Raw genomic sequence first — 21,055 nt, forward strand, 5'->3', positions numbered from 1 at the left:
TCGGGTCAGGGAGCCGCGCGCGCGGAACCGGCCAGTTTCGGCGATCCCAGTTCCGCGCTCAGCGCATCGTTCTTGTAGAAGGTGTAGGACAGGGTGATGGTGCTGATGTCGCTGGGCAGGTTGGGATCGACGATGAAGCGCACCGGCATGTCGCGTTTCTCGCCGGCCTGCAGGGTCTGCGCGGTGAAGCAGAAGCACTCGGTCTTGGTGAAGTAGCCGGAGGCGCGTGCCGGCGCCACCGACGGCACCGCACTGCCGACGATGGCATGCGCGCCGTCGTTGTGCGCGTAGTACAGCGCCTCGTTGAGCTCGCCCGGCACCACCTGCATGGTCAGTTGCTCCGGATGGAACGACCACGGCAGCTTGGAATTCACCCCACCATCGAACTGCACCGTGACCGTGCGCTTGCCCGCCAGCGGTTTGCCGGCCTGCGGGCCTTCGCCGGGGCCGCGTTCCAGGCGCACGCCGAACACCTTCTCGCAGGCGATGCGGTACAGCGGCACCAGCGAGAACGTCAGCAAAAACACCGCCAGCGCCACGCCGACCAGCTTGAACAGCCCGGCGCTGCTGTGCACCCGCGGCGCTGGCGCGTTCATCGGCCCAGCACCCCCGAGAGGATGAAGCCGACGTAGATCGCCAGCGCCACCGCGCCGACCACCAGCGCGGTGCGCGCCGCACGCTTGCGGCGCAGGACCAGGTCGTCGAGCGGCGGTTGCGCGGTCATCAGTGGCTGATGTCGTCGTGGGCCAGGTCGCCGGGCTTGATCACCGGCGGCAGGGTGAAGGTGTGCGCCGGCGCCGGCGACGGCACCGTCCACTCCAGGCCGCGCGCGCCTTCCCACGAGCGCGCTTCTGCGCGCGCGCCGTTGCGCAGCGACGCCAGCAGGATGCCGGCCATCAGGAACGGGGTGACGAACATGCCGAACGCACCGATCGAGCTGACCAGGTTCCAGTCGGCGAACACCACGTTGTAGTCGGGGATGCGCCGCGGCATGCCGGCCAGGCCGAGGAAGTGCTGCGGGAAGAACAGCAGGTTGACGAACAGCATCGTCCACCAGAAGTGGAACTTGGCCCAGGTCTCGTTGTACATGCGCCCGGTCCACTTCGGCCACCAGTAGTACACCGCCGCGATCAGCGCGAACACCGCTCCGGTAACCAGCACGTAGTGGAAGTGCGCGACCACGAAATAGGTGTCGTGGTACTGGAAGTCGGCCGGCACGATCGCCAGCATCAGCCCGGAGAAGCCGCCGATGGTGAACAGGATGACGAAGGCGATGGACCACAGCATCGGCGACTCGAAGGTCATCGAGCCCTGCCACATGGTGCTGACCCAGTTGAACACCTTCACCCCGGTGGGGATGGAGATCAGCATGGTGGCGAACATGAAGTAGATCTCGCCGCCCAGCGGCATGCCCACGGTGAACATGTGGTGCGCCCAGACGATGAAGCTCAGGAACGCGATCGCCGCGATCGCGTAGACCATCGCCTGGTAGCCGAACAGCGGCTTGCGGCTGAAGGTCGGGATGATTTCGCTGATCACGCCGAACGCCGGCAGGATCATGATGTAGACCTCGGGGTGCCCGAAGAACCAGAAGATGTGCTGGTACATCACCGGGTCGCCGCCGCCGGCGGCGTTGAAGAACGAGGTGCCGAAGAACTTGTCGGTCAGCAGCATGGTCACCGCGCCGGCCAGCACCGGCATCACCGCGATCAGCAGGAACGCGGTGATCAGCCAGGCCCAGCAGAAGATCGGCATCTTCAGCAGGTCGATGCCCGGCGCGCGCATGTTGAGCACGGTGGCGATGATGTTGATCGCGCCCATGATCGAGCTGATGCCGGCGACGTGGATGGCGAACACCGAGAAGGCGACGTTGTAGCCGCCCTGCAGCATCAGCGGCGGATACATGGTCCAGCCGCCGGCCGGCGCGCCGCCGGGCAGGAACAGGGTCAGCAGCAGCAGGGTGAAGGCCACCGGCAGCAGCCAGAACGACCAGTTGTTCATGCGCGGCAGCGCCATGTCCGGCGCGCCGATCTGCAACGGGATCATCCAGTTGGCCAGGCCGACGAAGGCCGGCATCACCCCGCCGAAGATCATCACCAGCGCGTGCACGGTGGTCATCTGGTTGAAGAACTCGGGCTTGACGAACTGCAGGCCCGGCTGCGCCAGTTCGGCACGGATCACCACGCTCATCGCCGCACCGATGACGAACATGGTGAAGCTGAAAAGCAGGTACAGCGTGCCGATGTCCTTGTGGTTGGTCGAGAAGAACCAACGCTCGACGAAGCTCTGCTGATGCCCGTGCTCGTCGTGGTGATCGACTGCCGAATGGGCCATGGCGGCTACCTCAGAAAAGGAATGCTGGAGATCAGGAGGCTTGCACGATCAGGTGCGAGTCGGAACGAGGACGCGACAGCCGCGCCTGCGGCGGCGACGCCGGCGCCTGGGCGTCGGCGGGCGCGGCAGCGGGTTCGGCGGTGGCCGGCGCAGCAGCCGGGGCCGCTGCCGGCGTGGCCGGCGCAGGCGCGGCGGCGGGCGCCGGCTTGCGCGATGCCAGCCACTTCTCGAAGTCCTGCTTGCTCACCGCCTCGACCACGATCGGCATGAAGCCGTGGTCCTTGCCGCACAGTTCGGCGCACTGGCCGCGGTACACGCCGGGCGTGTCGATGCTGGTCCAAGCCTCGTTGATGATCCCGGGGATGGCGTCCTGCTTCCAGCCCAGCGCCGGCACCCACCAGGCGTGGATGACGTCGTCGGCGGTGATGACGAAGCGCACCTTGGTGTTCACCGGCAGCACCAGCCGGTTGTCCACGTCCAGCAGGTAGTGCGGGTCGTGCTCGAGCGTGGGCACCGCATGGCTCTGCCGCAGGCGATCGGAACTGCGCGCCAGGCGGCTGGTGAACGACACGTTCTCGCCCAGGTATTCGTAGCGCCACATCCACTGGTAACCGGTGACCTTCACCGTCATCTCGGCATCGCGGGTGTCGTACATCGCGATCAGCTTGGCGGTGGCCGGCCAGGCCATCACGATCAGGATCAGCACCGGGATCACCGTCCACACGATCTCGGCCTTGGTGTTGTGGCTGAACTGCGCCGGCACCGCGCCCTTGGACTTGCGGAACTTGAAGATGGCGTAGGCCATCGCGCCGAACACCAGCACGCCGATGACCACGCAGACCCACAACGCGACCATGTGCGCGTCGTACGCGTTGCGCGCGCTCTGGGTGACGCCCCTGCCCATGTTGAGCTGCCACGGCTTGGGATCGGCCGACTGCGCCCACGCCAGCGGTGCGGCCATCGCCGCCGCCAACGCCATCCCGCCCCTGACCGCCTGTTGCACCCACCCGCCGCGTTGCTTCATTGCCTAGACCCCTTGGAGCGTCATCGGTTGCGGCCGGTCACGGCCGCGAGCAAGCCTTCCAGGGTCTGCGCCAGTTGCCGGCGTTCGTCGGGGCCGAGGAATTCGCCGACCCGAACATGCTTGCCGCTGGATGCCAGCACCACCCTGTCGTCGCCTTCGATCCGCAACCGCACCCAATGCGGATGGGCGCGGAACGCCGGCGTTCCTGCATTCGGACGGGTCACTTCCACGCAGGCCGGACCCACCCGGATATCCTCTTCGCGCTCGCCGCCGCGCCAACACCAATGCAGCGCGAGCCCCACCACGGTGCTGTGCAACAGGGCGAACGCAGGCGCGAACACATTGCCGGCGAGCCACCCCAGCCCAGCCACGGCCCACATCGCCCCGGCCAGTGCGAGGAACAACAGAACGAATTGCCGGGCATTCAACGCCCGCGGCGGTCGCAGCCGCAGCTGCGTACCCGACCCCTCCGGAGAAAACGGAAACATTTCGATCATGTCGAACCGCGCTTCCGAACCGCTCGCGCCCGAGCCGCGAGCACGCCTGGATGGTAGCCCCCGGCCTGCGCGGCGGCAAGCGCGTGTTCACCATAAAAAATGCTGCAGCGCAACCAGATTCGCGTTCAGCCTCGGCGCTGCCGCCGTCGCCTTGCAGAGACCGGCAACCCCCTGCGCGTGCAGGCGCTGACATAAAATGGTGGGCTCTGTCCCTGGCCTTTCCCGCATGAACGCTCTGCCTGGCGCCGGCTCTATTCCGGCGATGCCGTCCGCGTCTCCTTCGCCCTTGCTGTCCCCCGAACTCCCGCCCGCACCGCAGGCTCTGCGCGCGGCGATCACCGCCGCCTGGCTCAAGGACGAAGCCGAACACGTGCGCGAACTGCTCGAGCAGGCGCGCCTGCCCGCGGCCGACCAGGCCAAGGTGCAGGCGCTGGCCGCCGACCTGGTCACCCGGGTGCGCGCCCGCGCCCAGGACCAGGGCGCGATCGAAGCCTTCATGCGCCAGTACGACCTCGGCAGCGAGGAAGGCGTGCTGCTGATGTGCGTGGCCGAAGCGCTGCTGCGCATCCCCGACCAGGACACCGCCGACAAGCTGATCCGCGACAAGCTCGGCGATGCGGACTGGAAGAAGCACATGGGCGAGAGCGACTCGATCCTCGTCAATGCCTCGACCTGGGGCCTGATGCTCACCGGCAAGCTGGTGCAGATCAACGACCTCACCCGCGCCGACGTGTCCGGCGCGTTCAAGCGCCTGATCGGCCGCGTCGGCGAGCCGGTGATCCGACTGGCGGTGCGCCAGGCGATGAAGATCATGGGCCACCAGTTCGTGATGGGCCGGACCATCGGCGAGGCGCTGACCCGCTCGAAGAAGGGCGACAACGCCCACTACCGCTATTCGTTCGACATGCTCGGCGAAGGCGCGCTGACCATGAAGGACGCGCAGCGCTATCTGGATGCCTACCGCCAGGCGATCCACGCCATCGGCAAGCACTTCGCCGCGCAGCGTCCGCAAGGCGGCAAGGACGCGGTGTTCGCTGCGCCCAGCATCTCGATCAAGCTCTCTGCGCTGTACCCGCGCTACGAGCACGCCAAGCGCGCGCGGGTGATGGCCGAGCTGGTGCCGGGCGTGCTGGAGCTGGCGCAACTGGCCAAGTCCTACGGCATCGGCTACACGGTCGATGCCGAAGAGGCCGACCGCCTGGAACTGTCGCTGGACATCATCGAGGCCACCTTCTCCGATCCGTCGCTGGACGGCTGGGAAGGCTACGGCCTGGCGGTGCAGGCGTACCAGAAGCGCACCCCGTACACGATCGATTTCCTCGCCGACCTGGCGCGCCGCGTCGGCCGCCGCATCCCGGTGCGCCTGGTCAAGGGTGCCTACTGGGACGCGGAGATCAAGCGCGCGCAGGTCGAGGGCCACCCGGGCTACCCGGTGTTCACCCGCAAGCAGAACACCGACGTGTCCTACCTGGCCTGCGCCAAGCGCCTGTTCGCGCACAGCGACGCGCTGTATCCGATGTTCGCCACCCACAACGCGCAGACCATCGCCGCGGTGCGCGCCATCGCCGGCGGCCGCGACTACGAGCACCAGAAGCTGCACGGCATGGGCGACGACCTCTATGCCGAAGTGATCCCCGCCGACCGCCTCGGTGTGCCCTGCCGCGTGTATGCGCCGGTGGGTTCGCACGAGGACCTGCTGCCGTACCTTGTGCGGCGCCTGCTGGAGAACGGCGCCAACTCCAGCTTCGTCAACCGCATCACCGACGAAGACGTGGCCATCGAAGACCTGATCCGCGACCCGGTCGAAGCCGTGTCCGCGTTCGCCTCCATCCCGCATCCGAAGATTCCGCTGCCGGTCGATCTGCTGCGCAGCCAGAACCACAACAGGAAGAATTCCATGGGCGCCAACCTCGCCAACGACAACGATCTGCGCGCGCTGGCCGACCAGCTCAACACCGCGCTCAAGCCCTGGCAGGCCGCGCCGCTGGTGCCCGGCGCGGTGATCGCCGGCGATGCGCTGCCGGTCGCCAACCCGGCCGACCGCCGCCAGGTCGTCGGCCACTGGAAGCCGGCCGATGCCGCCACCGTGGAGAAGGCGCTCAGCAATGCCGCAGCCGCCTATCCGGCCTGGAACCGCACCCCGGCCGCCAGCCGCGCCACCATCCTCGAACACGCCGCCGACCTGCTGGAAGCGCGCATGCCCGAGTTCATGGCGCTGTGCGTCAAGGAAGCCGGCAAGACCCTGCCCGACGGCGTCGCCGAAGTGCGCGAGGCGGTGGATTTCCTGCGCTACTACGCCGGCCAGGCGCGCGCGCAGTTCGGCGCCCCCGAGCGCCTGCCCGGGCCGACCGGCGAATCCAACGAACTGCAGCTGCACGGCCGCGGCGTGTTCGTGTGCATCAGCCCGTGGAATTTCCCGCTCGCCATCTTCCTCGGCCAGGTCGCCGCGGCGCTGGCCGCCGGCAACAGCGTCATCGCCAAGCCGGCCGAGCAGACCAACCTGGTCGGCCATGCCGCGGTGAAGCTGCTGCACGAAGCCGGCGTGCCGGAGGCGGTGGTGCAGTTCCTGCCCGGCGACGGCGCCACCGTCGGCGCCGCGCTGACCCGCGATCCGCGCGTGGCCGGCGTCGCCTTCACCGGTTCCACCGACACCGCGCGTGCGATCAACCGCGCGCTGGCCGCGCGCGATGCCGCCATCGGCGTGCTGATCGCCGAGACCGGCGGCCAGAATGCCTTCATCGCCGATTCCTCGTCGCTGCCGGAAGCGGTGGTCAAGGACGCGATCTCCAGCGCCTTCATCTCCGCCGGCCAGCGCTGCTCGGCCGCGCGCGTGCTGTTCGTGCAGGACGACATCGCCGACAAGGTGATGACCATGCTCGCCGGCGCCATGGCCGAACTGAAGGTCGGCGACCCCGGCCTGCTGTCCACCGACGTCGGCCCGGTGATCGATGCCGACGCGCTGCAGATCCTCACCGACCACGCCGCGCGCATGGACCGCGAAGCGCGCGCGATTGCGGTTGCCGCCACCGACGACGCCACCGCGCACGGCAGCTTCTTCGCCCCGCGCGCCTACGAGCTGCAGTCGCTGGCGCAGCTGCAGCGCGAGATCTTCGGCCCGGTGCTGCACGTGATCCGCTGGAAGGCCGACCAGCTCGACGCGGTGATCGACCAGATCAACGCCACCGGCTACGGCCTGACCCTGGGCGTGCATTCGCGCATCGACGAGACCATCGAGCGCATCGCCTCGCGCGTGGCGGTGGGCAACGTCTACGTCAACCGCAACCAGATCGGCGCGGTGGTCGGCGTGCAGCCGTTCGGCGGCCAGGGCCTGTCCGGCACCGGCCCCAAGGCCGGCGGCCCGCACTACCTGCTGCGCTTCGCCACCGAGAAGGTGGTGACGGTCAACACCACCGCCGCCGGCGGCAACGCCTCGCTGCTGACCCTGGGCGACTGACCGCCCCGCTCGGCGCAGCGTTCCGCCCGGAACCTGCGCCGGCCGCCGCCTGCCGCAGCGCATGCTTACGGACAGGCACAAAAAAGCCCCGCCGAAGCGGGGCTTTTTCGTGAACCGCGAAGCGCCTTCGATCAGAACTTGTAGTTGACCGAGGCCGCCAGCACGTTGCCGCTCACGTCGTAGTCGCCGACCAGGGTGTTGCCGGTGGCGCTGGTGGTGGCGATGCTCGGATCGTTGGTGAACAGGTGGGTGTAGCCGAAGCTGTACTCGGCCTGCTCGGACGGCTTCCAGGTCAGACCCAGCGAGACCCACTTGCGGCTCGCGTCCGGCACGCGCACGTCGCGGTGCTGGTCGGTGGTCGGGGTCTGGTCGTAGGCCAGGCCGCCACGCAGGGTCAGCGTATCGCTCATGCGGTAGTCGGCACCCAGCGACACGAAGGTGGTGTCGCGGTACGAGAAGTCCAGCACGCTGTCGGGCTGGTTGGAGGCGAAGTCGACGGTGACCTTGTCGAACTTGCTCCAGGCGGTGCGGGTGACGTCGGCCATCACCGTCCACTGCTCGTTGATGTTGTGGGTGAAGCTGGCGGTGGCGCTGGCCGGCAGCTTGACCGTGGCGCGGCCCTTGGTGTCGACGAAGGTGCCCGGCGCGGCGAAGGCCAGCACGGTGGCGGCATTGCCCGGCACGGTGAAGTTGGCATCGCCGTCGGTGATCTTGTGCTCGACCTGCGACCGGTAGCTGAAGCCGATGTGGGTGTTCTCGTCGATGCTGAACAGGCCGCCCAGGGTGAAGCCGACCTCGGTGTTGTCGCCCTTGATGCGCGAGAAACCATCGGCGCTGCCCGGCGCGAAGCCCGGCACGCGACGCGAGGCCAGGATGGTGCCGAAGTCGATGGCGTTGGTCAGATCGATGTCCAGGCGCTCGGCGAACACCGACGCGCCGAACGACACGTACGGATTGACGTCGTAGGAGAAGGCGAAGTTCAGGTCGATCGCCTGCAGTTCGGTCTTGACGCCGTTGTAGCGGCCCACCCAGTCGCGGTCGTATTCGGTCTTGAAGCCGAACGGCACGGTCAGCGAGGTGCCGAAGTGCATGTTGTTGTTTTCGCCGAACGGCATGTGGAAGTACACGGCCGGGACCGGGGCGATCATGCCGGCGTCGCCGCCACGGCCACCGGAGATCGCCTGGCCGTTGGCGTAGGTGCCGCCGTCGCCCTGGTACTTGGCCGAGAACTGGATGGCGCTGACGTCGGCCTGGAACACCTTGCCGTCGAGCTGGCGCATGCCGGCCGGGTTCACGGCGATGATCGAGGCATCGCCGGGGGCGCTGCCGGAGCCGGCGAACGCGCGGCCCAGGCCCTTGGCGCTGTTCTCCTTGAGCTGGAACGCGGCGCCGTGCGCCTGGCCCATGGCCAGCGCGCCGACGATGCCGACGGCCAGAGCGGTGAAACGGACGAACTGGGTTGCGTTTTGCATGGCTAGTTTTTCTCCGGAAGACGAAGTGTCTGTGTTCGCGCCTGCGCCTCCCCGCACCGTAAAGGCCCAGGAATGCGCGCCGGAGTCCCCTCCCGACATACGACGCCGTATGCGAGTATACCCCGCACCGTTAACTAAACAATAACGACATGATGCGTTCAGGTTCGTGCGGAGTCGGCGTGCGTTCAGCCGAATGAAGCCCTTATCTTGGCGTCCCTGGCGGTCTCCGGTTCCCCCTTCCCTCGCATGTTCGTTTCCATCCCCTCCCGCGAACGCACCACGCTGCGCTGGGCCACCCCGTTGCTGTTCGCGGCGATGTGGCTGGCCTTCCTGTGGTCGATCAGCCGCCCCGACGAGGCGCGCGCGACCCTGTGGCTGGACTGGGGCGCGCTCTCGGCCGGTGTCGGCAGCCCGCGCGACTGGCTGGCGACGGTGCAGGACGGCAGCGTGCTGCGCCTGTTCACCGCGCTGTTCCTGCACGCCGACTGGTCGCACCTGCTCGGCAACCTGGTGTTCCTGCTGATCTTCGGCCTGCCCGCCGAGCGCGTGCTGGGACCGTGGCGGTTCCTGCTGCTGTTTCTGGGCGGCGGGGCGATCTCCAACCTGGCCGCGGTGTTCGCGATCGGCACCCCGGACCGGGTCATCATCGGTGCCAGCGGCGCGGTGTCGGCGCTGATCGGCACCTACCTGGCGCTGTTTCCGCGGGCCAAGCTCGGCGTGGTGCTGCCGCTGGGGCTGTTCCTGGAATTCGTGCGCGCCCCGGCCTCGCTGCTGATCGGCACCTGGGCGGCACTGCAGGTGGTGTTCGCCTACATCGGCCCGGCGTTCGGCATGGTGGCGTGGTCGGCGCACCTGGCCGGCTTCGCCTTCGGCATGGTCTACGGGCTGTACGTGCGCGCGGCGATCGCGCGGCGGCTGCGCAAGCGCAAGGGGTTCTGAGCCGCCTGCGGCAACGGCGCCCGTATACTGCGCGCATGTTCAAGCACCTGTACAAAGTGACCTTCCTCAACCACGGCAAGGTCTACGAGCTGTACTGCCAGCACGTGGGCAGCAGCCATCTATGGGGCTTCACCGAAATCGGCACGCTGGTGTTCGACGTGCACGACGGGCTGGTGATCGATCCCACCGAGGAACGCCTGCGCGATGAGTTCGGCGCCACCAAGACGCTGCACCTGCCGATGCAGAGCATCGTGCGCATCGAAGAGGTGGAGAAGAAGGGGCCGTCGGCGATCCGCGACGCGACCACCGGCGAGAAGGTGGTCACGCCGTTCCCGATGCCCGGCAAGCCGCGCTGAGCCGATGCGCATCCTGATCGCCGACGACTATCAGGATGCGGTACGCCACCTGCCCTGCTTCGCGCGGCTGCAGGCGCACAGCGTGCAGGTGCTGACCGCGCTCGCGCCCGACCGCGACACTCTGGTCCGGCATGCCGCCGAGGCCGAGGCACTGGTGCTGATCCGCGAGCGCACCCGCATCGACGCCACCCTGCTGGCGCGACTGCCCAAGTTGCGCCTGATCAGCCAGACCGGGCGGATCGGCGAACACATCGACCTGGCCGCCTGCACCGCGCGCGGCGTGGCCGTGGCCGAAGGCGTCGGCTCGCCGGTGGCACCGGCGGAACTGACCTGGGCGCTGCTGATGGAGGCCAGCCGGCGCCTGCCCGCCTACCGCGATGCGCTGCTGGGCGGGCACTGGCAGGCCACCGGCGATGCGCAGCTGGGCCGCAGCCTGGAGGGCCTGACCCTCGGCATCTGGAGCTACGGAAAGATCGGCCGCCGCGTCGCCGCCTACGGGCGTGCCTTCGGCATGCGCGTGCAGGTGTGGGGCAGCGAGGACAGTTGTGCGCAGGCGCGCGCCGACGGCTTCGCGGTCGCCGCCAGCCGCGAGGCGCTGTTCGCCGAGAGCGATGTGCTCAGCCTGCATCGCCGCCTGGTCGCGGCCACCCGTCACCAGATCGGATTGGACGATCTGCTGCGGATGAAACCGGATGCGCTGCTGGTCAACACCAGCCGTGCCGAACTCATCGCGCCCGGCGCGCTGCTGGCCGCGCTGGATGCCGGCCGCCCGGGACAGGCGGCGCTGGACGTGTTCGAACAGGAGCCGATTCTGGACCCGCAGCATCCGCTGCTGCGGCATCCGCGGGTGCTGGCGACGCCGCACCTGGGCTACGTCGAACAAAGCAGCTACGCGCTGTATTTCGGCGCCGCCTTCGACAACGTGCTGGCCTTCGCCGCCGGCACGCCGCAGCGGTTGGCCAATCCCGAGGTGCTCAGCGTCGCCGACTGAGCCGCTGGCCGCCGCCGCGCAGCGGCCACGCCGCGCGCGGTGACGACGGTGCCGCCCGCCGGCTCAGGTCCCGGACGCTGGAGCCGGTTCGGTCTTGTCGGACTCGGTCTTTGCAGGTTCCGACTTGGCAGGCTCGGGCTTTGCCGGCTCCGCCGCCGGCGGCTTCGCCGGGGCCGCCTTCGGCGCGACGCCCGCCGGCTTGTGTGCCGGCTTGGCCTTGCCCTTGCCGGCCGGTGCCGCCGCAGCCGCCCGCGCCACGGCGCCAGGCTGCTTCAGTTCGGCCAGCGCCTGCGCGATCGGGCCATCGCCCGGCAGCACGTCGCCGGCGGTGTAGCCCTCGGCGCCCTCGTCGTCGCCATGCAGGTGGCCCGGCAGGGTCGCCTCGCTGTAGTCGGCGATCGCGGCCGGCTTGTCGGCATCGTCCGCGCTGGCCTCCGGGTGCAGCACCACGTCGGGCACGATGCCGCTGGCCTGGATCGACTTGCCGCTCGGCGTGTAGTAGCGCGCGGTGGTCAGCTTGACCGAGTCGCCGTTGTCCAGCGGCAGCACGGTCTGCACCGAGCCCTTGCCGAAGGTGCGGCTGCCGACGATGCGCGCGCGCTTGTTGTCGCGCAGCGCACCAGCCAGCACTTCCGAGGCGCTGGCCGAACCGGCATCCACCAGCACCACCGTCGGCGCGCCGTTGAGCAGGTCGCCGGGGGTGGCGTCGAACTTGGAATCGCTGACCGAGATGCGTCCGCGGGTGCTGACGATGGTGCCCTTGTCGAGCACGTCGTCGGCCACCTGCACCGCCGCGGTCAGCAGGCCGCCCGGGTTGCTGCGCAGATCCAGCACCAGCCCGCGCAGCTTGCCGCCGGCCTGCGCCTGCAACTGCTGCAGCTGCTTGTGGAAATCGGCACCGGTGTCGGCCTGGAAGGTGCTGATGCGGATGTAGCCGTAGCCCGGCTCGAGCATGCGGCTGCGCACGCTGGCCACGCGGATGGTCTGCCGGGTCAGGGTCACGTCGAACGGCTTGGCCACCTTGTCGCGGGCGATGGTCAGCACGACCTTGCTGCCCGGCTCGCCGCGCAGCGGCTCCATCGCCTTGACCGCGCTGATCGGCTTGCCGTCGATGGCGATGATGATGTCGCCCGAGCGCAGGCCGGCGCGCGCGGCGGGCGTGTCGTCGATCGGCGACACCACCTTGAGCGTGTTGTCCGGCAACTGCAGCAGCTCCACGCCGATGCCGTCGTAGGCGCCGCTGGTCTGCTCGTCGAAGGCTTCGGCGTCTTCCTTGCTGAAATAGGTGCTGTGCGGATCCAGGTCCAGCAGCAGGCCGCGGATCGCGGACTGCATCAGCTTCTTGTCGTCGACCGGATCGACATAGGCTTCCTTCACCGCGTTGTAGACCGCGACGTAGCGACGGATCTCGTCCAGTGGCACCTTGGCGCTGGCCGATTCGGTGGCGTCAGGATCGTCGGCGCTGGCCGCCGGGGCCGTGGGCGTCTGCGCCTCGGCGCGTTGCGCCATCGACGGCAGCGGTGCCAGAGCGAGCAACAGGGCTGCGGACAGGACTACGCGCATGAAGCACTCCGATTGGGGAAGACCCGCACCGTGCACGGCGCGGTTGTCCGGATTATGCGCGAAGCCGAGCTAAATTCGCGTTGAACGCGCCGCGCCGGCGTGGCTCAGCGGCGCTGCAGCCACGACGCCGGATCCACCGGCTGGCCATTGCGACGCAGTTCGAAGTACAGCGCCGGGCGGCCCTGCCCGCCGGAATTGCCGACCTTGGCCACCGCGTCGCCACGCTTGACCTTGGCACCGGCGTCGCGCAGCAGCGTGTCGTTGTGCGCGTACAGGCTCATGTAGCCGTTGCCGTGATCCACGATCAGGATCATGCCGTAGCCGGTCATCCAGTCGGAGAACACCACGGTGCCGTCGGCGACCGCGGTGACGGTGCTGCCGGCAGGTGCGGCGATCAGCACGCCGCTGCTGGTGCGCCCGTCGGGCAACCGGCCGCCGTAGCGCGCGATCAGGTCGCCGGACAGCGGCCAGCCCAGGCCACCGACCTTCAGCGGCGGCGCCGAGGCGACCACCTTGGGCAGCACCTTGCCGCCGCCACGCCCGGCCTTCGCCGCGGCCTTGGCCTGCGCCGCCTGTTCGGCCGCTTCGCGCCTGGCCGCGGCACGGCGCTCGGCCTCGGCGCGCGCGGCGGCGGCGCGCAGGTTGGCGAGCAGGGTTTCCAGTGCCTTGGCATCCTGGCCCAGCGCCTTCTCGCGTTCGCTGCGGTCCTGGTAGCGCTGGTCCAGTTCCGAGACGACGCTGGCGCGCTGCTTGCGGTCGCGCTGCAGGGCCTGGGCCTGTTCCTGCTGGCGGCGCTGGGCTTCGCTCAGTTGCTGCTTCTGCTCGACGACCTCGCGCTGCACCTGTTCCAGCGCCTGCAGCTCCTGGGTCAGCGTGGCGATGCGCTGCGCGCGCTCGCGCTGCAGATAGCGGTGGTACGCCAACAGACGGTTGGCGTCGGCCACGCGGTCCTGCGCCAACAGCAGCTTCAGCGGCGCATTGCCGCCGATGGCATAGGCCGCCCGCAACAGTTGCGCCAGTTCGGCGCGCTGCCGCGTCAAACCGCTGCGCAGGCCATCGCGCTTGCGCTCGAGCTCGGCCAGGGTCTGCTGGTGCCGCTGCAGCGCCTGCTGCGTCTGCGCCAGGCTGCGGCCGGTAGCGGCGACCTTTTCGTCGGCGTCGCGCAACTGGCGCGCGGCGTCGCCACGCTTGCCTTCCAGCTGCCGCCGCTCCTCGGCCACGCTCTTCAGTTCGTTGCGCACCTTCTCCAGGCGCTTCTCGGCCTCGCGCGGATTCTGCGCCGCGGCCAACCCGGCGGTCAGCAGCCACGCCACCGCCAGCAGGCTGCGCAACGGCCCGCGCCATTGCACGGGCGCACGCCGCTCGGCCGCGCGGGGCGCGGCGGAATACGGTGGGACAGGCGCGGCTGCGGGCAAGCGAGGGTCCAGTGACTTCAGGCAGGTGTGGATTGTAGCGAAGCGTGTTGTGATCGCCTCACGATTGATTGCCGCCGCATCGTCGGCGCCCGGGAGGTGAAGGATGAAACGCATGCATCTGGCGGTTGTGCTGGCGCTGGCCCTGACGGCCGGTCCGGCGTTCGCGGGCGACGGCATCAGCAAGGTCAACGGCAGCATCACTGCCGACGCCGGCAAGCAGTACGGCGACCTGGAAACGGTCAACGGCAGCATCAACGTCCAGTCCGGCGCCCAGGTGGGCAGCGTGGAAACGGTCAACGGCAGCGTCAAGGTCGCCGACGGCGCGCAGACCAAGGGCTTGTCCACGGTCAACGGCGGCATCACCCTCGGCGAGCGCGCGCAGGTCGCCGGTTCCATCGAAACCGTCAACGGCGGCATCTTCGTCGACCGCGGCGGCCGCGTCGGCGGCGGCATCGAAAGCGTCAACGGCAGCATAGGCCTGGTCGCCACGCAATTGGACAAGGGCATCGAGACGGTCAACGGCGACATCACCGTCGGCCACGATTCGCATGTCGGCGGCGGCATTTCGATCAACAAGCCCAGCTTCAGCATGTCGTTCAAGCCGACGCGCAAGCCGCGGGTCATCGTCGGCCCCCGCGCGGTCATCGACGGCCCGTTGCGCTTCGAGCGCGAAGTAACCCTGTACGTGCACCGCAGCGCCAAGACCGGGCCGATCACCGGCGCCACCGCGCTGCCCTTCGATGGCGACACCGCGCCGAACAACTGAGCCGTGCCGTAGTGCCGCGCGTGCCCGGACGCGCGCGGCTTGCCTATAGAATCCAGGGTTCCCTCGCCACCAGGAGCCCCCATGTCCCGCAAGCTCGTGCTGTGCCTGGCCGCAGCCGCGGCGCTGACCGCGTGCAAACGCGAAGCGCCCGCCCCGGCCGCCGACACCGCGCCACCGGCCGCGGCGCCCGCGCCCGCTGCGGCGCCCTCGCACGCGTTCTCCACCGGGATCGCACCGGCGGACTTCGCGGAACTGGTCAAGACGCTGTCCTCCGACGCCTTCGAAGGCCGCGGTCCCGGCACGCCGGGCGAGGATAAGACGGTCGCCTACATCCGTGACCAGATGCAGCGCATCGGCCTGCAGCCCGGCAACGGCGACAGCTGGTTCCAGGACGTGGCGATGACCGAGACCACCGCGGCGCCCGGCACCACGCTCACCATCAACCACGACGGCGCTGCGCGACAGCTCGCCTTCGGCAGCGACATGGTGGTGGGCACGCGTACCGGCCAGCCCGAGGTCAAGCTCGATGGCAGCGACATGGTCTTCGTCGGCTACGGCGTGGACGCGCCGGAGCAGAAGTGGAACGACTATGCCGGCCAGGACTGGAAGGGCAAGACGGTGGTGATGTTCGTCAACGACCCCGGCTTCCACACCGGCGACGGCAGCCTGTTCGAAGGCAAGCGCATGACCTACTACGGGCGCTGGACCTACAAGTTCGAGGAAGCCGCGCGCAAGGGCGCCGCCGCCGCGTTGATCGTGCACGACACGCCCGGCGCCAGCTACGGCTGGGACGTGGTCAAGAACTCCTGGTCCGGCGCGCAGTACGACCTGCCGGCGAAGGACGATCCGGAGCCGCGTATCCCAGTGCAGGGCTGGCTCACCGCCGAGGCGGCCAAGCAGCTGTTCGCCGATGCCGGCCTGGATCTGGCGCAAGCGTACAAGGACGCCAGCAAGCGCGGCTTCAAGCCGGTCCCGCTGAAGGCCAAGCTCTCGGTGGACCTGAAGAGCACCATCGCCGAGAAGACCTCGCGCAACGTGGTCGGCGTGCTGCCCGGCAGCAGCCGTGCCGACGAAGCGGTGCTGTACATGGCGCACTGGGATCACCTGGGCAAGCACGAGGGCGAGCCGGGCGACAACGTCTACAACGGTGCGGTCGACAACGCCACCGGCGTGGCCGGCATCCTCGAAATCGCCGAGGCGTTCGCGCACCAGCAGCCCAAGCCCGAGCGCTCGGTGGTGTTCCTGGCGGTGACGCTGGAGGAGTCGGGGCTGCTCGGTTCCAAGTACTACGTGGCGCATCCGACCTTCCCGCTGAACAAGATCGCCGGCGTCATCAACCTGGATGCGATGCCGGTGGCCGGGCGCGCCAAGGACCTGGTGGTCAACGGGTTCGGCAGCTCGCAACTGGAAGATATGCTCAAGCCGATCGCCGCCGCGCAAGGCCGCGTGCTGCACTCCGAGGACGCACCGCAGAGCGGGTTCTACTTCCGTTCCGATCACTTCAACTTCGCCAAGGCCGGCGTGCCGGCGCTGTACATCGACGGCGGCGAAGACTTGGTCGACGGCGGCATCGAAGCCGGGCGCCGCGCCGCGGCAGAGTACGCCAAGCGCTACCACACGCCGGCCGACGAGTACGATCCGGCGACCTGGAAGCTCGACGGCGTGATGGACGACCTGCAGGCGGTGTACGGCGTCGGCAAGGAACTGGCCGCCGGCGACAGCTGGCCGAACTGGTATCCGGACAATCCGTTCAAGGCCGCACGCGACAAGATGATGGGCCGGCCGACGTCGCTGCCGGCGGCCGAGCCTGCTGCCGGCAAGTAGGCGACGGCTTATCCCCAGCTTCATGGCAACGGCGCTTCGGCGCCGTTGTCGTCTCTGCCCCCATCGGTCGCGCGGCGCACCGGGCATCTTCGCTGCCACCACCTCTTGCAGATCGCTTTCCGCACGCAGTGGTGCGCGGTTGCCGGACGTTTTCCGAGCGTCTCGAATGCCGATCAGAGGCCCACGTGCAGAGCACTTCGGTCGCGACAAGTGCCACCGCTACAGAAAAGCCCGGGCATGCGCTGCCCGGGCTTTCATGGAATGACGATGACGCATGACGTAACCGCGGCGGCTGACCGCCACGGTCGCCGTCGGCTCAGGCCGCCTGCTTGGTCTGCGCCAGGCTGGCCATGTCGATGACGAAGCGGTACTTCACGTCACCCTTGAGCATGCGCTCGTAGGCCTCGTTGATCTGCGCCATCTCGATCGTCTCGATGTCGGACACGATGCCGTGCTTGGCGCAGAAATCCAGCATTTCCTGGGTCTCAAGGATACCGCCGATCAGCGAACCAGCCAGCTGGCGCCGCTTCATGATCAGGTTGAACACCGTCGGCGACGGGTGCGGCTCGGCCGGCGCGCCGACCAGGGTCATGGTGCCGTCGCGCTTGAGCAGGGTCAGGAACGCATCGAGGTCGTGCGGTGCCGCCACGGTGTTGAGGATGAAATCGAAGCTGTTGGTGTGCGCCGCCATCTCGTCGGCGTTCTTCGACACGACCACCTCGTTCGCGCCCAGGCGCAGTGCATCCTCGCGCTTGCCGGTCGACGTGGTGAACAGCACGACATGCGCGCCCATGGCGTGGGCGATCTTCACGCCCATATGGCCAAGGCCGCCCAGGCCGACGATGCCGACCTTCTTGCCCGGGCCGACCTTCCAGTGATTCAGCGGCGAATAGGTGGTGATGCCAGCGCACAGCAGCGGCGCCACCGCCGCCAGCTGGTCGGCATCGTGGCGGATGTGCAGCGTGTACTTCTCGTTGACCACGATGTGATCGGAGTAGCCGCCATAAGTGTTCTCGCCGCCGAACATCGGACCGTTGTAGGTACCGACGAAGCCGTTCTCGCAGTACTGCTCTTCGCCATCGGCGCAGGAGGCGCAATGCCGGCAACTGTCGACCATGCAGCCGACACCGGCCAGGTCGCCGACCTTGAAGGCAGTGACCTGATCGCCCACCGCGGTAATGCGGCCGACGATTTCATGGCCGGGGACGGACGGGTACTGGGTGTTGTGCCACTCGTTACGGGCGGTGTGCAGATCCGAGTGGCAGACGCCACAGTAGAGGATCTCGATGCTGACATCATGCGCACCGAGCGCACGGCGCTCGAAGGTGAAGGGGGTCAGCGGCTGATCGGATGCCTGAGCGGCGTATCCATTGGCTTGGCTCATGGGGAAGGCCTCGTGGTGGGTGAAAGGGGCCGAAAAGCGATGCGCGAATCAGGCAGAGATGCCCACGCGGTCGCCGAAATCGGGAAAAAGTCTAAGCGGCGTGGCATGAAAGGCACGCATCGCCCCATGGAACGGTGCGATGCGCTTGCTCTGAATCCGCTGTCGAAGCGAACAAGTGTGAACTGGCGCACGCGTTGGGCTGAACGTAGCCGCACTTCACCGATGGCGTGCGGGCGAAATGCCGGCGCTTCAGCCACGGCATTACGGAAGGGATGCTGATGCGGCACGTCGCGATGCGCGCTCTTGCGCATCTCATCGCTCGGCACGTCTTCTGAGGGGCAAGGGAACCGAGCCCCTCTCCCCCCGGGAGAGGGGTTGGGGTGAGGGTGCGGCGCGCGCAGCGCCTCGCCGATCCGTCATTGCGCGGTTTCGCCCGTCCCCGCTCGTCTGCGCGCGTCGTGTTGGTTTTTGCACGCGCAATAAAAAATCCCCGTCCTTTCGGACGGGGATTTGGGGTAAAGCCCCTGGCGATGACCTACTCTCGCATGGCTTGAGCCACACTACCATCGGCGCAGCTGCGTTTCACTTCCGAGTTCGGGATGGGATCGGGTGGTTCCACAGCGCTAATTTCACCAGGGAGACGGTTGGAGTGTCGCCGCGTGCGTGTACTCGGTTGTTGGACCGAGGACGGCAGGGCGCCAGCCTCTCATAGGGTGTGATGTAGCGAGCGAGTGAGAGCGATCGACGTGTGTCGCGCTAAGGGATGCTTCGAGGAAGCATCTTGAGGTTATATGGTCAAGCCGCACGGATCATTAGTATCAGTTAGCTCAATGCATTGCTGCACTTACACACCTGACCTATCAACCACGTAGTCTACATGGTTCCTTTAGGGGACTTGTGTCCCGGGAGATCTCATCTTGAGGCGCGCTTCCCGCTTAGATGCTTTCAGCGGTTATCGCTTCCGAACATAGCTACCCGGCAATGCCACTGGCGTGACAACCGGAACACCAGAGGTTCGTCCACTCCGGTCCTCTCGTACTAGGAGCAGCCCCTCTCAAATCTCCAACGCCCATGGCAGATAGGGACCGAACTGTCTCACGACGTTCTGAACCCAGCTCGCGTACCACTTTAAATGGCGAACAGCCATACCCTTGGGACCGACTACAGCCCCAGGATGTGATGAGCCGACATCGAGGTGCCAAACACCGCCGTCGATATGAACTCTTGGGCGGTATCAGCCTGTTATCCCCGGAGTACCTTTTATCCGTTGAGCGATGGCCCTTCCATACAGAACCACCGGATCACTAAGACCTACTTTCGTACCTGCTTGATCCGTCGATCTTGCAGTCAAGCACGCTTATGCCTTTGCACACAGTGCGCGATGTCCGACCGCGCTGAGCGTACCTTCGTGCTCCTCCGTTACTCTTTAGGAGGAGACCGCCCCAGTCAAACTACCCACCATACACGGTCCCCGATCCGGATTACGGACCTAGGTTAGAACGTCAAGCACGACAGGGTGGTATTTCAAGGATGGCTCCACTGCAGCTAGCGCCACAGTTTCATAGCCTCCCACCTATCCTACACAGACGAACTCAACGTTCAGTGTAAAGCTATAGTAAAGGTTCACGGGGTCTTTCCGTCTTGCCACGGGAACGCTGCATCTTCACAGCGATTTCAATTTCACTGAGTCTCGGGTGGAGACAGCGCCGCTGTCGTTACGCCATTCGTGCAGGTCGGAACTTACCCGACAAGGAATTTCGCTACCTTAGGACCGTTATAGTTACGGCCGCCGTTTACTGGGGCTTCGATCAAGAGCTTCGCCTTGCGGCTGACCCCATCAATTAACCTTCCAGCACCGGGCAGGCGTCACACCCTATACGTCCACTTTCGTGTTTGCAGAGTGCTGTGTTTTTGATAAACAGTCGCAGCGGCCTGGTTTCTGCGACCCTCTTCAGCTATAGCTCGCACGAGCCACCAAAAAGGGTGCACCTTCTCCCGAAGTTACGGTGCCATGTTGCCTAGTTCCTTCACCCGAGTTCTCTCAAGCGCCTGAGAATTCTCATCCTACCCACCTGTGTCGGTTTACGGTACGGTCTGCGTAAGCTGAAGCTTAGGAGCTTTTCCTGGAAGCGTGGTATCAGTGACTTCGTCTAAAAGACTCGTCTCGGTGCTCGGTCTTAAAGGATCCCGGATTTGCCAAAGATCCAAACCTACCGCCTTTCCCCGGGACAACCAACGCCCGGTACACCTAACCTTCTCCGTCCCTCCATCGCACTTACGCGAGGTGCAGGAATATTAACCTGCTTCCCATCGACTACGGCTTTCGCCCTCGCCTTAGGGGCCGACTCACCCTGCGCCGATTAACGTTGCGCAAGGAAACCTTGGGCTTTCGGCGTGCGGGTTTTTCACCCGCATTGTCGTTACTCATGTCAGCATTCGCACTTCCGATACCTCCAGCAGACTTCTCAATCCACCTTCGCAGGCTTACGGAACGCTCCTCTACCGCGCATCGCTTATCGCGATGCACCCCAAGCTTCGGTTCACTGCTTAGCCCCGTTAAATCTTCCGCGCAGACCGACTCGACCAGTGAGCTATTACGCTTTCTTTAAAGGGTGGCTGCTTCTAAGCCAACCTCCTGGCTGTCTATGCCTTTCCACATCGTTTTCCACTTAGCAGTGAATTTGGGACCTTAGCTGTGGGTCTGGGTTGTTTCCCTTTTCACGACGGACGTTAGCACCCGCCGTGTGTCTCCCATACAGTCCGTCTCGGTATTCGGAGTTTGCAATGGTTTGGTAAGTCGCGATGACCCCCTAGCCATAACAGTGCTCTACCCCCGAGAGGATACATATGAGGCGCTACCTAAATAGCTTTCGAGGAGAACCAGCTATCTCCGGGTTCGATTAGCTTTTCACTCCTAATCACACCTCATCCCCTACCTTTGCAACGGGAGTGGGTTCGGGCCTCCAGTCAGTGTTACCTGACCTTCACCCTGGGCATGACTAGATCACCCGGTTTCGGGTCTACTGCCCGCGACTA

At 66.9% G+C, this 21,055-nt stretch carries 15 protein-coding genes and 2 rRNA genes (1 of these 17 running past the window's edge); 6 read left to right on the forward strand and 11 right to left on the reverse strand.

The window, feature by feature from the left end:
* Positions 1 to 5 precede the first annotated feature (5 nt).
* The 5 genes from AC1G9L_RS19435 to AC1G9L_RS19455 are packed head-to-tail and all read right to left on the reverse strand — an operon-like array spanning position 6 to position 3,855.
* Positions 6 to 596: a cytochrome c oxidase assembly protein gene (locus AC1G9L_RS19435; RefSeq protein ID WP_019801216.1), complete on the reverse strand. Its 591-nt coding sequence runs from the start codon at positions 594 to 596 to the stop codon at positions 6 to 8.
* Positions 593 to 724, reverse strand: coding sequence for a hypothetical protein (locus tag AC1G9L_RS19440; protein WP_010341609.1), 132 nt, complete (start codon positions 722 to 724; stop codon positions 593 to 595). Before AC1G9L_RS19440 ends, AC1G9L_RS19435 begins: the two co-directional genes overlap by 4 nt.
* Complete coding sequence (gene ctaD / locus AC1G9L_RS19445; RefSeq protein ID WP_019801217.1) at positions 724 to 2,334, reverse strand: cytochrome c oxidase subunit I; 1,611 nt, start codon at positions 2,332 to 2,334, stop codon at positions 724 to 726. The genes AC1G9L_RS19440 and ctaD overlap by 1 nt, the downstream gene beginning before the upstream one ends.
* A 31-nt stretch (positions 2,335 to 2,365) precedes the next feature.
* Entirely contained in the window at positions 2,366 to 3,358 is a 993-nt protein-coding gene (gene coxB, locus AC1G9L_RS19450) for a cytochrome c oxidase subunit II (RefSeq protein ID WP_481069753.1), read from the reverse strand.
* Between the two features lie 20 nt (positions 3,359 to 3,378).
* Positions 3,379 to 3,855 (reverse strand): DUF2244 domain-containing protein, encoded by a 477-nt coding sequence (locus tag AC1G9L_RS19455; protein ID WP_481069754.1) that lies wholly within the window; start codon positions 3,853 to 3,855, stop codon positions 3,379 to 3,381.
* Between the two features lie 262 nt (positions 3,856 to 4,117).
* Here AC1G9L_RS19455 and putA point away from each other — a divergent pair, with 262 nt between their 5' ends.
* On the forward strand, positions 4,118 to 7,309 hold the full coding sequence (putA, locus tag AC1G9L_RS19460; RefSeq protein ID WP_481071196.1) for a bifunctional proline dehydrogenase/L-glutamate gamma-semialdehyde dehydrogenase PutA: 3,192 nt from the start codon (positions 4,118 to 4,120) through the stop codon (positions 7,307 to 7,309).
* Positions 7,310 to 7,440: 131 nt separating this feature from the next.
* On the opposite strand, the gene AC1G9L_RS19465 is transcribed toward putA, so the two are convergent.
* Positions 7,441 to 8,781 (reverse strand): outer membrane protein transport protein, encoded by a 1,341-nt coding sequence (locus tag AC1G9L_RS19465; RefSeq protein WP_019800615.1) that lies wholly within the window; start codon positions 8,779 to 8,781, stop codon positions 7,441 to 7,443.
* Between the two features lie 246 nt (positions 8,782 to 9,027).
* Between AC1G9L_RS19465 and AC1G9L_RS19470 the strand changes: the two genes are divergently transcribed.
* Genes AC1G9L_RS19470 through AC1G9L_RS19480 form a run of 3 tightly spaced genes read left to right on the forward strand, consistent with a single transcriptional unit; the run spans position 9,028 to position 11,067 of the window.
* Entirely contained in the window at positions 9,028 to 9,720 is a 693-nt protein-coding gene (locus AC1G9L_RS19470; protein WP_010340917.1) for a rhomboid family intramembrane serine protease, read from the forward strand.
* 35 nt (positions 9,721 to 9,755) lie between these two features.
* Positions 9,756 to 10,076 carry a DUF1820 family protein gene (locus AC1G9L_RS19475; protein ID WP_019800616.1) on the forward strand — a complete coding sequence of 107 codons (321 nt, stop codon included), beginning with the start codon at positions 9,756 to 9,758 and terminating at the stop codon, positions 10,074 to 10,076.
* A 4-nt stretch (positions 10,077 to 10,080) separates the two neighbouring features.
* A complete protein-coding gene (locus tag AC1G9L_RS19480; RefSeq protein ID WP_481069755.1) occupies positions 10,081 to 11,067 on the forward strand; it encodes a D-2-hydroxyacid dehydrogenase family protein in 987 nt (328 codons plus the stop codon).
* Positions 11,068 to 11,130: 63 nt separating this feature from the next.
* On the opposite strand, the gene AC1G9L_RS19485 is transcribed toward AC1G9L_RS19480, so the two are convergent.
* Positions 11,131 to 12,630 (reverse strand): S41 family peptidase, encoded by a 1,500-nt coding sequence (locus AC1G9L_RS19485; RefSeq protein ID WP_481069756.1) that lies wholly within the window; start codon positions 12,628 to 12,630, stop codon positions 11,131 to 11,133.
* Positions 12,631 to 12,734: 104 nt separating this feature from the next.
* Positions 12,735 to 14,045 (reverse strand): murein hydrolase activator EnvC family protein, encoded by a 1,311-nt coding sequence (locus AC1G9L_RS19490; protein ID WP_481069757.1) that lies wholly within the window; start codon positions 14,043 to 14,045, stop codon positions 12,735 to 12,737.
* A 103-nt stretch (positions 14,046 to 14,148) separates the two neighbouring features.
* Between AC1G9L_RS19490 and AC1G9L_RS19495 the strand changes: the two genes are divergently transcribed.
* Together AC1G9L_RS19495 and AC1G9L_RS19500 are read left to right on the forward strand one after the other, a co-directional pair.
* The gene (locus tag AC1G9L_RS19495; RefSeq protein ID WP_019801184.1) at positions 14,149 to 14,811 is read left to right on the forward strand and encodes a hypothetical protein; all 663 of its coding nucleotides are present in this window, start codon (positions 14,149 to 14,151) and stop codon (positions 14,809 to 14,811) included.
* 81 nt (positions 14,812 to 14,892) lie between these two features.
* Positions 14,893 to 16,635 (forward strand): M28 family metallopeptidase, encoded by a 1,743-nt coding sequence (locus tag AC1G9L_RS19500; RefSeq protein WP_481069758.1) that lies wholly within the window; start codon positions 14,893 to 14,895, stop codon positions 16,633 to 16,635.
* A 316-nt stretch (positions 16,636 to 16,951) separates the two neighbouring features.
* Here AC1G9L_RS19500 and AC1G9L_RS19505 read toward each other — a convergent pair whose 3' ends face one another.
* The 3 genes from AC1G9L_RS19505 to AC1G9L_RS19515 all read right to left on the reverse strand — a co-directional run.
* The gene (locus AC1G9L_RS19505) at positions 16,952 to 18,019 is read right to left on the reverse strand and encodes an alcohol dehydrogenase catalytic domain-containing protein (protein WP_019800295.1); all 1,068 of its coding nucleotides are present in this window, start codon (positions 18,017 to 18,019) and stop codon (positions 16,952 to 16,954) included.
* A gap of 522 nt (positions 18,020 to 18,541) precedes the next feature.
* Positions 18,542 to 18,656: ribosomal RNA gene (gene rrf / locus AC1G9L_RS19510) — 5S ribosomal RNA — on the reverse strand.
* A 154-nt stretch (positions 18,657 to 18,810) separates the two neighbouring features.
* Positions 18,811 to 21,055 (reverse strand): 23S ribosomal RNA (locus AC1G9L_RS19515) (it continues 635 nt past the right edge of the window).

The organism is Xanthomonas sp. NCPPB 1132, from assembly GCF_056629235.1.